The sequence below is a fragment of the Methylobacterium sp. J-078 genome (genome assembly GCF_022829285.1).
Taxonomy (GTDB): Bacteria; Pseudomonadota; Alphaproteobacteria; order Rhizobiales; family Beijerinckiaceae; genus Methylobacterium.
The window spans coordinates 202984-214629 of sequence record NZ_JAKSYI010000141.1; the positions used below are offsets into that span (position 1 = coordinate 202984).

The 11646-nt window shown below is 70.8% G+C and carries 9 protein-coding genes; 5 read left to right on the plus strand and 4 right to left on the minus strand.

The window, feature by feature from the left end; all coding sequences use genetic code 11:
• The first annotated feature begins 68 nt into the window (after positions 1-68).
• Positions 69-2822 (plus strand): DNA mismatch repair protein MutS, encoded by a 2754-nt coding sequence (gene mutS, locus MKK58_RS25715; RefSeq protein WP_409565320.1) that lies wholly within the window; start codon positions 69-71, stop codon positions 2820-2822.
• 22 nt (positions 2823-2844) lie between these two features.
• Here mutS and MKK58_RS25720 read toward each other — a convergent pair whose 3' ends face one another.
• Positions 2845-3363, minus strand: coding sequence for a TIGR02281 family clan AA aspartic protease (locus tag MKK58_RS25720; protein ID WP_243915778.1), 519 nt, complete (start codon positions 3361-3363; stop codon positions 2845-2847).
• 404 nt (positions 3364-3767) lie between these two features.
• Here MKK58_RS25720 and MKK58_RS25725 point away from each other — a divergent pair, with 404 nt between their 5' ends.
• The 4 genes from MKK58_RS25725 to MKK58_RS25740 all read left to right on the plus strand — a co-directional run bounded on the left by MKK58_RS25725 (position 3768) and on the right by MKK58_RS25740 (position 7448).
• Positions 3768-4460 carry a 50S ribosomal protein L25/general stress protein Ctc gene (locus MKK58_RS25725; protein ID WP_243915779.1) on the plus strand — a complete coding sequence of 231 codons (693 nt, stop codon included), beginning with the start codon at positions 3768-3770 and terminating at the stop codon, positions 4458-4460.
• A 126-nt stretch (positions 4461-4586) separates the two neighbouring features.
• Positions 4587-5195 carry an aminoacyl-tRNA hydrolase gene (gene pth, locus MKK58_RS25730; protein WP_243915780.1) on the plus strand — a complete coding sequence of 203 codons (609 nt, stop codon included), beginning with the start codon at positions 4587-4589 and terminating at the stop codon, positions 5193-5195.
• Between the two features lie 68 nt (positions 5196-5263).
• On the plus strand, positions 5264-6361 hold the full coding sequence (ychF, locus tag MKK58_RS25735) for a redox-regulated ATPase YchF (protein ID WP_243915781.1): 1098 nt from the start codon (positions 5264-5266) through the stop codon (positions 6359-6361).
• A gap of 58 nt (positions 6362-6419) precedes the next feature.
• The gene (locus tag MKK58_RS25740) at positions 6420-7448 is read left to right on the plus strand and encodes a MaoC family dehydratase (RefSeq protein WP_409565322.1); all 1029 of its coding nucleotides are present in this window, start codon (positions 6420-6422) and stop codon (positions 7446-7448) included.
• A 3-nt stretch (positions 7449-7451) separates the two neighbouring features.
• Here MKK58_RS25740 and mtnA read toward each other — a convergent pair whose 3' ends face one another.
• The 3 genes from mtnA to MKK58_RS25755 form a co-directional block, all read right to left on the minus strand.
• Positions 7452-8549 (minus strand): S-methyl-5-thioribose-1-phosphate isomerase, encoded by a 1098-nt coding sequence (gene mtnA / locus MKK58_RS25745; RefSeq protein ID WP_243915783.1) that lies wholly within the window; start codon positions 8547-8549, stop codon positions 7452-7454.
• Positions 8550-8673: 124 nt separating this feature from the next.
• Complete coding sequence (gene serA / locus MKK58_RS25750; protein ID WP_243915784.1) at positions 8674-10266, minus strand: phosphoglycerate dehydrogenase; 1593 nt, start codon at positions 10264-10266, stop codon at positions 8674-8676.
• Between the two features lie 109 nt (positions 10267-10375).
• The gene (locus MKK58_RS25755) at positions 10376-11554 is read right to left on the minus strand and encodes a phosphoserine transaminase (protein ID WP_409565321.1); all 1179 of its coding nucleotides are present in this window, start codon (positions 11552-11554) and stop codon (positions 10376-10378) included.
• Positions 11555-11646 lie beyond the last annotated feature (92 nt).

The following is an 11646-nucleotide window of genomic DNA, read 5'->3' on the forward strand; positions in this document are numbered from 1 at the left end:
ACGCTTCTCCCCAGGGGAAGCGGGGCGCCGCGCTGATGCGGAGGGGCGGGCTCTGCTATGCTCGCCCCATGTCACAGCGTCCCGCCCGATCGGTCCCGAAGACCGGTGCCGCACCGTCGGATTACACCACCAGCGCGGCCATTCTCGACACGGCCGGCGCCACGCCGATGATGGCGCAGTACATCGAGATCAAGGCCGCCAACACCGACTGCCTGCTCTTCTACCGGATGGGCGACTTCTACGAGTTGTTCTTCGAGGACGCCGAGATCGCCTCCCGGGCGCTCGGCATCGTGTTGACGAAGCGCGGCAAGCACGGCGGCGCCGACATCCCGATGTGCGGCGTCCCCGTGGAGCGGGCCGACGATTACCTCAGCCGCCTCATCGCGCTCGGCCATCGCGTGGCCGTCTGCGCCCAGACGGAGGACCCGGCCGAGGCCAAGAAGCGCGGCCCGAAATCCGTGGTCCGGCGCGAGGTGGTCCGCCTCGTCACGCCCGGCACCATCACGGAGGACCGCCTCCTCGATCCGGCTCGCGCCAACGTGCTGCTGGCGCTCGGCCGGCGCAAGGCCGGCGAGTCCGCGTCCGTCTACGGGCTGGCGGCCCTCGACATTTCCACGGGCCGCTTCTCCCTCAGCGAGGTCCCGGCGGCCGAGCTCGCCTCGGCCATCGCCCGCCACGAGCCCCGCGAGATCGTGCTCTCGGAGGCGATCCACACCGATCCGGCCCTCGCCCGCCTCTGGCGCGAGATCCCGGCGCCGGTGACGCCGCTGCCGCAGGCCGAACTCGAGCCGGCTTCCGCCGAGCGGCGCCTGAAGGAACAATTCGGCGTCTCCACCCTGGAGGGCTTCGGCCAGTTCGGACGGGCCGAACTCGCCGCCGCCGGGGCCGCGCTCCTCTACATCGAGCGCACGCAGATCGGCGCGCGCCCGACGCTCTCCCCGCCGACGCGGGAATCGGCCGGGGCGACGCTGGCCATCGATGCGTCCACCCGCGCCAACCTCGAACTGACCCGCACCCTGTCCGGCGAGCGCCGGGGCAGCCTCCTCGACGCCATCGACCGGACGGTCTCGGCGAGCGGCGCGCGCCTTCTGGCCGAGCACCTCGCGGGTCCGCTCACCGATCTCGCGGCGATCCGGCACCGCCATGCGGCGGTGGAGTTCCTGGCCGAGAACGGTCCGGCCCGCGCGGCGATCCGCGAGAACCTTGCTCGGGCGCCGGACCTCGCCCGCGCGCTCGCGCGCCTCGGTCTCGGGCGCGGCGGCCCGCGCGACCTCGCCGCGCTCCGTGACGGCCTCGATGCCGCCCGGGCGCTCGCCGCGCATTGCGCCGCTCTCGACGGTCTGCCGGAAGACCTCGCGGCCCTCGCGAAGCGCCTCGCCACCGTCGATGCCGGGCTCGTCGGCGAGTTGCACGCGGCCCTCGCCGACGACCTCCCCCTGAAGCGCCAGGATGGCGGCTTCGTCCGGGCCGGCTACCAGCCCGAGATCGACGAGAGCCGGCTGCTCGGCCAGGATTCCCGCAAGGTCATCGCCGCCCTGCAGGCGCGCTACGCCGAGGAAACCGGCTGTCGCACGTTGCGGATCAAGCACAACAACATGCTGGGCTACTACATCGAGGTGCCGCAGGGGGTGGGCGAGGCCTGCCTGAAGGGCGTGATGCGCGAGACCTTCATCCATCGCCAGACCATGGTCGATGCGATGCGCTTCACCAGTGTCGAACTCGGCCAGCTGGAGAGCCGGATCTCCGGTGCCTCGGACCGGGCGCTGGCCCTCGAATCAGCGGTGTTCGACGCGCTCGCCGCGCGCATCCTGGGTCAGGCCCCGGCCATCGCCGAGGTGGCCGAGGCCCTCGCGGCCCTCGACGTGGCCGCTTCGCACGCCGAACTCGCCGTCGAGCGCGACTGGCGCCGGCCCGTGGTCGAGGAGGGCTTCGCCTTCGTGGTGGAGGGCGGGCGCCACCCGGTGGTGGAGGCCGCCCTCCGGCAATCGGGGGCGCCCTTCATCGCCAACGATTGCGACCTCTCGGGCGATGCGCGTGGGCGCATCCGCCTGATCACCGGTCCGAACATGGGCGGCAAGTCGACCTTCCTGCGCCAGAACGCGCTGATCGCCGTGCTGGCGCAGATCGGCGCTTTCGTGCCGGCCGCCCGCGCCCGCCTCGGTCTCGTCGACCGCCTGTTCTCCCGAGTCGGCGCCGCCGACGATCTCGCGCGCGGACAATCCACCTTCATGGTCGAGATGGTGGAGACCGCCGCGATCCTGAACCAGGCCACCCGGCGCTCCCTCGTGATCCTCGACGAGATCGGGCGCGGCACCGCCACCTTCGACGGTCTCTCGATCGCCTGGGCCTGCCTCGAGCACCTGCACGAGCAGAACGGCTGCCGCGCGCTCTTCGCCACCCACTTCCACGAGTTGACCGCCCTCGGGGCTCGCCTCTCGCACCTCGACAACGCCACCCTGCGGGTGACCGAGCACAAGGGCCAGGTGGTGTTCCTGCACGAGGTGGTGGCGGGTGTGGCCGAGCGCTCCTATGGCCTCCAGGTCGCGCGCCTCGCCGGCCTGCCCGCGGGCGTGATCGCCCGCGCCGGTGCGATCCTGAAGCACCTCGAGAAGGCGGAGCGCGACCGGCCGGGCAAGCCGCGCATCGACGACCTGCCGCTCTTCGCGAATCTCAGCCCCCCGCCGATGCCGGAGCCGGCGGCCGAGGCGCCCGACGATTCGCTGCGGCGCGCCCTCGACGCGATCGACCCCGACGCGCTGACCCCGCGCGAGGCCCTGGAGGCATTGTACCGGTTGAAGGCCGAGGCCGGCACGGGGCACTGACGCGCCGCGTGACGCGGAGCGGTCAGCCCCGCAGGGTGAGGCGGCCGCCGTTCATGCTGAACTCGCTCAGACGCTTCAGGAACGACATGCCCAGGAGGCTCGTCGACAGGCGGCCCCGGGGCATCACCATGCCGTCGACCCCCTGGACCACGATGTTGCCGACCCGCATTGACGGAATCCGCACGCGCGCGGCGTAGACCGTGCCGTTGGCCGTCTGCACCGGCATCCGGAACTCGCTCTCGCTCACGCGCAGCCCGCTGGCCTCGGCATCCTCGTAAGTGAAGGCGCAGGTGGTCGCCCCCGTATCCACCAGCATGCGGATGCGGCGCCCGTCGATCATCGCGTCGGTGGCGAAGTGGCCCTGCCGGTCGGCGAACAGGGTCTCGGTGTTGGGCTGGAAGGCGACCCTGGTGGGGCGTTCGTCCAATGCGGGCTTGGCCACCGCCGCAGGCGGAGCCCGTTCGAATCGGTCTACGAGGCCGACGGCCCAGAGCGCCGCCATCCCGGTCACACCGAGCGCCCAGAAGATTGGTCGGGTCATCGATCCCACCTGCCTGCGAGGCTTCGAGCCTTAGGCCGGCGACGGTGAATGAAACGTCGGCAACCCCTCAGGTTCCGGTCGCGCGGCGCCCGCGACCCACCGGGAGGGTTTCGGAAGTTCTAAGTGCCGCGATCGCAATCGACACGATGGTACCTGCGGGTCGGTTCCTGCGCGTCCGCGGGTGAGCCGAGCACAGGCCTCTCCACTGACCGTGCCGGATGACTTCGCGGCGAATCGGTTGCACTCGCGGGCACTTGGCGGTATAGGCCGCGCCAGCGCCCGCCAGACACCCTTGGAGGCACGGGCGCTTTCGGGATCGGGGCTTCGAGGATCGAGGTCTGGCCGTCCGTTTCGGGCGGCCTTTCGCGTTTTCCCGGAATGTTCATCTTTCAAAGGATCACGCCATGAGCGCAGTCAAGACGCTTGAGGCCGTGGCACGCGACCGGGTCGGCAAGGGGGCCGCCCGGGCCGTTCGTCGCCAGGGTCACGTTCCCGCCGTCATCTACGGAGGCGGCCAGGCCCCGCAATCCATCGCGGTCGACCTCATCCGCATCCGCACGCTGATCTACGCCGGTGGCTTCAAGACCACCCTGTTCGAGATCAACGCCGGCGGCAAGAAGACCCGCGCGATCCCGCGCGACTTCCACCTCGATCCGGTGACGGGCGTGCCGATCCACGTCGACTTCCTGCGCGTCGTCGCCGGCCAGTCGATCACGGTCGAGGTGCCGGTGCACTTCCTGAACGAGGACGCGGCCCCCGGCATCAAGCAGAAGGGCGGCACCCTCAACGTCGTCTCGCACACGCTGGCCCTCGAAGTCGCGCCCGACGCGATTCCGGACGCCATCGAGATCGACCTCACCGGTCGCGAGATCGGCGATGCCATCCACATCACCGATGTGAAGCTGCCGGCGAACGCCACCTTCACGGGTGAGCCCGACGCCACCATCGCCAACATCGTGCCGCCGACCGTGCTCGGCGCCGAGGTCGAGGCCGAGGAGGCCGCGATCGCCGAGGCGCAGTCCGCCGAGGCCGCCGAGGAGAAGGCCGAGGAAGAGGCTGCCGACGAGGCTGCCGAGGACGAGAAGAAGGAGGATTGAGACCGGGGCGCAAGCCCTGTCTCACGCCATCCCTGCGGATGCCCCGGCCACCCGGCCGGGGCATCTCCGTTTCGGGGGGTGCTCGCGCACTCCCGCTGTGAAGTCCCGTCAGGATCGATTCGCGCCATGCGCCTGATCGTCGGCCTGGGCAATCCCGGCCCCCGTTACGCCCGGAACCGCCACAACATCGGCTTCCTGGCCCTCGATGAGATCGCGCGCCTGCACCGCGCCGGGCCGTGGCGGCGCAAGTTCCAGGGCGAGATCGCCGAGGTGGCCCTCGGGCCCGAACGGGCGATCCTCCTGAAGCCGCAGACCTTCATGAACGAGTCCGGCCGCGCCGTTCAGGAGGCGCAGCGCTTCTACAAGATCGCGCTGGCGGACGTGATCGTGCTGCACGACGAACTCGACCTCGCCCCCGCCAAGCTGCGGGTGAAGGCGGGGGGCGGCAATGCCGGCCACAACGGCCTGCGCTCGATCACGGCCCAGTGCGGCAACGACTACCGCCGCGTCCGCCTCGGCATCGGGCATCCGGGCGACAAGGCGCTCGTCCACGCCTACGTGCTGAACGATTTCGGCAAGGGCGAGGAGGCCTGGGTCGACGACCTCTGCCGGGGGATCGCCGACCACGCGCCGCTGCTGGCGGCGGGCGAGGATGCGAGCTTCCAGAACAAGGTCCATCTCGCCATGGCGGGGCGGGGCTGGGACGACGTCAAGCAGGTCAACGCCCGCGATTGACCGCGGCGGCGACATCGGATTTTTGCGCGGGCAGGCGTCCAGCGGACCCGCGAACGGACAGGTGACCCATGGGCTTCAAATGCGGCATCGTCGGCCTGCCGAACGTCGGCAAGTCGACCCTCTTCAACGCGCTGACGCAGACGGCGGCCGCCCAGGCGGCGAACTATCCGTTCTGCACCATCGAGCCGAATGTCGGCGAGGTGGCGGTGCCGGACCCACGCCTCGACGACCTGGCGAAGATCGCCGCCTCGAAGGAGATCATCCCGACCCGGCTCACCTTCGTGGACATCGCGGGCCTCGTGCGCGGCGCCTCGAAGGGTGAGGGCCTCGGCAACCAGTTCCTCGCCAACATCCGCGAAGTGGACGCCATCGCCCACGTGGTGCGCTGCTTCACCGACGGCGACGTGACCCATGTGGAGGGCAAGGTCGACCCGGCCGCCGACATCGAGACCATCGAGACCGAGCTGATGCTGGCCGACCTCGACAGCCTGGAAAAGCGCGTGATCGCCCTGGAGAAGAAGGCCAAGGGCGCCGACAAGGAGGCCAAGGACATCCTCGACCTCGTGAACCGTGCGCTGCCGCTCCTGCGCGAGGGCAAGCCCGCCCGCCTCGTGCAGCGCAAACCCGAGGAGGAGCGCCTGTTCCAGAGCCTCGGCCTGATGACGGCCAAACCCGTCCTCTACGTCTGCAACGTCGACGAGGGTGATGCCGACAAGGGCAATGCCTACTCGGACGCGGTGATGGCCCGGGCCAAGGCGGAAGGCGCCAAGGCGGTGGTGGTCTCGGCCAAGATCGAGAGCGAGATCGCCGTGATGCCGGTGGCCGACCAGGGCGATTTCCTGGAGGCGGTGGGCCTGGTCGAGCCGGGCCTGAACCGGGTCATCCGGGCCGGCTACGAACTCCTCGGCCTCATCACCTACTTCACGGTCGGTCCGAAGGAGGCCCGCGCCTGGACCATCGAGAAGGGCACGCGGGCCCCCGCCGCGGCCGGGGTGATCCACACGGATTTCGAGAAGGGCTTCATCCGCGCCGAGACCATCGCGTTCGCCGATTACACCACCCTGAAGGGCGAGAGCGGCGCCAAGGAAGCCGGCAAGTTCCGCCTTGAGGGCAAGGAATACGTCGTGCAGGACGGCGACGTGCTGCATTTCCGCTTCGCCAACTGACCCGAAAGACCCGACGCCGACCGGCCGGTGCCCTCGACGGCGCCGGTTTCGCGCCGGGCTGGCCGCCGACCTTCCTGCAAAAAGGACCCGTATGACCGGCATCGCGTTCGAGGACTTCACGCCTGGCTCGGTGATCGAGGGAGGTCCCCTGACGGTCACGGAAGCGGCGATCGTGGCCTTCGCGGCCGAGTTCGATCCGCAGCCGTTCCATCTCGACGCCGAGGCCGCCAAGGCGACCTTCGTCGGGCAGTTGATCGGCTCCGGCTGGCAGACCGCCGGCTTCGGCATGCGGCTCCTCCAGGAACACGTCTTTCGAGGCGGCACCTCGATGGGCTCGCCCGGCATCACCGAACTGCGCTGGTTGCGCCCCGTCCTGCCCGGAGACGCCCTGCGCATCGCGGTGAAGGTCGAGAGCTGCCGGGCCTCGAACACCAAGCCGGATCGCGGCTTCGTCGCCTTCGCCATGACGGTGCTGAACGGCGCGGGCGAGCGGGTGATGACCCAGGATTTCAGCGTGATGTTTCCCCGGCGCGGGACCGAACCCCTGCCGCCGCGCGCCGTGACCCTGGCCGAGCCCGAAGCCCTGGTGGAGCCGGACGACGCCGAGGCGCTGCACTTCCTCGAATCCGCGCCGCTCGGCACCGCGCGGGATCTCGGCCGGCATCACTTCACGCCCGAGGCAGTGATCGCCTATGCGCGGGCCTACGACCCGCAGGCCTTCCACGTCGACCCGGAGGCCGCCCGGCGGACGCATTTCGGCGGCCTCTGCGCCTCCGGCTGGCACACCGCCGCCGCCTGGATGAAGCGCCTGCACATCACCCGTGAGCGCGACATCGCCTTCACGGCGCGGACCGGCCCGGTGCCGCAACTCGGCCCCTCGCCGGGCTTTCGCGACATGCGCTGGCTCGCCCCGGTCTACGCGGGCGACACCATCCGCTACACCTGCACCCTGGTGGACAAGCGCGCCGCCGCCTCGCGCCCGGGCTGGGGCCTCGCCACCCACGAGAATGTCGGCGTCAATCAGCGCGGCGAGACGGTTTTCCGCTTCACCGGCTCGGTGTTCTGGCAGTGGGCTCGCGAGGCCTGAGCCTCACGCGGCCTTGCGCCGCTCCGGGTAGAGCGACAGCAGGCCCTCCGCATCGGCGCTGGCGACGCCGCGCTCGGTGATGATGCCGGTCACGAGCCGGGCCGGGGTCACGTCGAAGGCCGGATTCGCCACCGGGCTTCCCGGCGAGACGACTTCGATCGTGGCAAAGCCCCCGTCGGCGAGGCGGCCGGTGAGGTGGGTCACCTCGCGCCCGTCGCGCTCCTCGATCGGGATCTCGGCGACGCCGTCGTCCAGCGTCCAGTCGATCGTCGAGAAGGGCAGGGCGGCGTAGAACGGAACCCGGTTGTCGGAGGCCGCCAGCGCCTTCAGGTAGGTGCCGATCTTGTTGCAGACGTCGCCCGAGGCCGTGGTGCGGTCCGAGCCGACGATGCAGACGTCGATGGCGCCGTGCTGCATGAGGTGGCCGCCGGCATTGTCGGCGATCACGGTGTGAGGCACGCCGTGGGCGTTGAGTTCGAAGGCGGTCAGGGCCGCGCCCTGGTTGCGGGGGCGCGTCTCGTCCACGAAGACGTGGACCGGCACGCCGGCATCGTGCGCCACGTAGATCGGCGCCAGGGCCGTGCCCCAATCCACCGTGGCGAGCCAGCCGGCGTTGCAGTGGGTCAGCACGTTGATCGGCCGGCCCTTGGCGCGGTGCAGGTCGCTCAGGATTCGGGCGCCGTGCACGCCGATGGCGTGGCAGCTCTCCACGTCCTCCTCGGCGATCCGGCCGGCCTCCGCGTAGGCGAAGGTGGCCCGCTCGGCCTCCGGGACCGTGCGGAGCTTCGCGGCCACCCGGTCGAGGGCCCAGCGCAGGTTGATCGCGGTGGGGCGCGTGGCCGCCAGCGTCGCCACGGCCCGGTCGAGCCCGGCCTCGGAGGCATCCGCGCGCAGGCCGAGGGCGAGGCCGTAGGCCGCCGTGACGCCGATCAGCGGCGCCCCGCGCACCACCATGGTGCGGATCGCCAAAGCCGCGTCGTCGAGGCTCGCGAGGGTCCTCAATTCGAAGGCGAAGGGCAGGCGGGTCTGGTCGATGACCGCGACGGAGGCCCCGTCGCCGGCGGGCAAGATGGTGCGGTAGGGCTTGCCGTCGATCTTCATGCCGCGCGTCCGGATGCTCGTGGGTTCGAGGCCGAAAGCCTCGTTGTCAAACCCGCCTTTACGTCAGAACGCCTTCGGGAGGCCAGCCTCCGCGTGGGCCTGCATCCGATCGGACCGGCTTTCCTCAGAACGACACCGGCCGCACCCACTTCACCTGCGGAATCGCCGCGATCCGCTCCAGGACGTCGTCCGGGACCGGCGCGTCGACGGCGCAGAGGCAGATCGCATTCCCGCCCCGTGCGTCGCGCCCGAGGTTGAAGGTCGCCACGTTGACGCTGGCCTCGCCCAGCACGCTGCCGAAGCGGCCGATGAAGCCGGGTTCGTCGCGGTTGCGCACGTAGAGCATGTGGGCGGAGAAGGCCGCGTCGATGGGGATCGACCGGATCTCGATCAGGCGCGGCTTGCCGTCGTGGAAGACGGTGCCGGCGGCGTCGCGGGGCATGTCCTCGGCATCGACGGTGATGCGCAGGACCGATTCGTAGTCCGGGGCCGATCCGGCCCGGGTCACCGCCTCCACCACGATGCCGCGTTCGCGGGCGATCGCGGGGGCTGAGACCATGTTGATGCCGGGCAGGACCGGGCGGAGCACGCCCGTGACGGCTGCGGCTGTGAGCGCGCGGGTGTTCATCTCGGCGACCGCGCCCTCGAAGGTGAGGCGGATGCCCCGGACCGGCGCGTCCGTGAGCTGCCCGAGGAACGAGCCGAGTTTTTCCGCGAGCGCCACGAAGGGACGCAGGCGCGGCGCCTCCTCGGCGGAGATCGCCGGCAGGTTGACGGCGTTGCGGACCGCCCCTTGCAGCAGGTAGTCGGCCATCTGCTCGGCGACCTGCAGGGCGACGTTCTCCTGCGCCTCGCGGGTGGCGGCGCCGAGATGGGGCGTGCAGACCACGTTCGGGTGCCCGAACAGCGGGTTGTCATGGGCCGGCTCAGTCACGAACACGTCGAAGGCAGCGCCCGCCACGTGGCCCGAATCGAGGGCCGCGCGAAGCGCGACCTCGTCCACCAGCCCGCCCCGGGCGCAGTTGACGATGCGCACGCCGGGCTTGGTCAAGGCCAGCGTCTCGGCCGAGAGGAGGTCGCGGGTCCGCTCGGTCAGCGGCACGTGCAGGCTGATGATGTCGGCCCGCGCCAGTAGGGCATCGAGGTCGAGCTTCTCGACGCCGAGTTCCGTGGCCCGCTCGGGCGTCAGATAGGGATCGTAGGCGACGACCCGGAGCCGCAGGCCGATGGCCCGGTCCGTCACCACGGCGCCGATGTTGCCGCAGCCGATGATGCCGAGGGTCTTGCCCGTCAGTTCCACCCCGAGGAACCGCGTCTTCTCCCAGCGTCCCGCCTGCGTCGAGGCATCGGCCTGGGGAATCTGCCGGGCCAGCGCGAACATCATCGCGATGGCGTGCTCGGCGGTGGTGATGGAATTGCCGAAGGGCGTGTTCATCACCACGACGCCCCGGGCGGTGGCGGCGGCCACGTCGACGTTGTCGACGCCGATGCCGGCGCGGCCGATCACGCGCAGGCGCCCGGCGCGGGCCAGCAGCTTCTCCGTCACGCGGGTGGCCGAGCGGATCGCGAGGCCGTCATAGGCGTCGATGCACGCCAGCAGCGCGTCCCGGTCCCGGCCGAGTTCGGGCCGGAAATCCACCGCGAGGCCGCGTTCGCGCAGGGACTGGACCGCCGCCTCGGAGAGGGCGTCGGAGATGAGGACCTTGGGCGCGGGCATGGTGGATTCCGGGCCGAACTTCGGATGGGGCAGGCGGCCGCCCGGCGGCGCTCGGATGGGAGAGCGCCGCCGGAGCGTTCTGGGCGGGCCCGTGAGCGCCTGCCGGAGGTCAGGCCGCCCGGGCGAGCTTCGCCTTCTCGGCCGCGAAGGCCCAGTCGAGCCACGGGGTCAGCGCTTCGAGGTCGGTGCGCTCCACCGTGCCGCCGCACCAGATCCGCAGGCCGGCGGGAGCGTCGCGATAGGCCCCGATGTCGTAGGCGATGCCTTCGCGGTCGAGGGTGTCGGCGATGCCCTTGGCGACCGCGCCGACCACGGCGTCACCCATGGCGAGGACGTCCGGATCGGTGATCACGAGGCAGACGCCCGTATTGCTGTAGGTGCCGGCATCGGCCGCGAGGTGGCCGATCCAGGGCGTGCGGGCCACCCAATCGTGGATCACCCGGGCATTGGCGTCCGCCCGCGCATGCAGCGCCGGGAGTCCGCCGAGCCCGTGCGCCCATTTCAGGGTGTCGAGGTAATCCTCCACCGCCAGCATGGAGGGCGTGTTGATGGTGTCGCCCTTGAAGATGCCCTCGATCAGCTTGCCGTCCTTGGCTAGGCGGAAGACCTTTGGCACAGGCCAGGCCGGGACGTTGGATTCGATGCGAGCGACCGCGTGGGGCGAGAGCACGATCATGCCGTGCGCTGCCTCTCCGCCCATCACCTTCTGCCAGGAGAAGGTCACGACATCGAGCTTGGCCCAGTCCAGCGGCATCGCGAAGGCGGCCGAGGTGGCGTCGCAGATGGTGACGCCCTCGCGGTCGGCGGCGATCCAGTCGCCGTTCGGAACGCGCACGCCCGCGGCCGTACCGTTCCAGGTGAAGATGACGTCGTTGTGCTTCGTATCGACGGCCGCGAGATCCGGCAGGATGCCGTAATCGCCCACATGCACGCGGGGCGCGATCTTGAGTTCCTTCAGGGCATCGGTGACCCATTCGAGGCCGAACGCCTCCCAGGCCACGACCTCGACGGTCTTGGGGCCGAGCATCGACCACATCGCCATCTCGACGGCGCCGGTGTCGGAGGCCGGCACGATGCCGATCCGGTAGTCCGCCGGCACCTGCAGCACGGTGCGGGTGAGGTCGATGGCTTGCTGGAGCTTGGCCTTGCCGATGGCCGAGCGGTGCGAGCGCCCGAGCGGCGCGTCCGCAAGGGCCTGGAGGCTCCAGCCGGGGCGCTTGGTGCAGGGGCCTGACGAGAAATTCGGCACGCGGGGGCGCGTGGCGGGTCGGTTGGTCACGTGCGTCATCCTTCCAGATGAAAGCTCCTCGTTGGGGAGGAGTGGCCCGGGCACGGCAATGAACCCGTGTCGCCCGAGACGCAAGCGTTCGTCCTCGCCCA

Excerpts from the sequence above, each read along its gene's own strand:
- pth (WP_243915780.1), top strand. The coding sequence starts at position 4,587 with ATGCGCCTGATCGTCGGCCTGGGCAATCCCGGCCCCCGTTACGCCCGG.
- mtnA (WP_243915783.1), bottom strand. The coding sequence starts at position 8,549 with ATGAAGATCGACGGCAAGCCCTACCGCACCATCTTGCCCGCCGGCGAC.
- mutS (WP_409565320.1), top strand. The coding sequence starts at position 69 with ATGTCACAGCGTCCCGCCCGATCGGTCCCGAAGACCGGTGCCGCACCG.
- MKK58_RS25720 (WP_243915778.1), bottom strand. The coding sequence starts at position 3,363 with ATGACCCGACCAATCTTCTGGGCGCTCGGTGTGACCGGGATGGCGGCG.
- MKK58_RS25755 (WP_409565321.1), bottom strand. The coding sequence starts at position 11,554 with ATGACGCACGTGACCAACCGACCCGCCACGCGCCCCCGCGTGCCGAAT.
- MKK58_RS25725 (WP_243915779.1), top strand. The coding sequence starts at position 3,768 with ATGAGCGCAGTCAAGACGCTTGAGGCCGTGGCACGCGACCGGGTCGGC.
- serA (WP_243915784.1), bottom strand. The coding sequence starts at position 10,266 with ATGCCCGCGCCCAAGGTCCTCATCTCCGACGCCCTCTCCGAGGCGGCG.
- ychF (WP_243915781.1), top strand. The coding sequence starts at position 5,264 with ATGGGCTTCAAATGCGGCATCGTCGGCCTGCCGAACGTCGGCAAGTCG.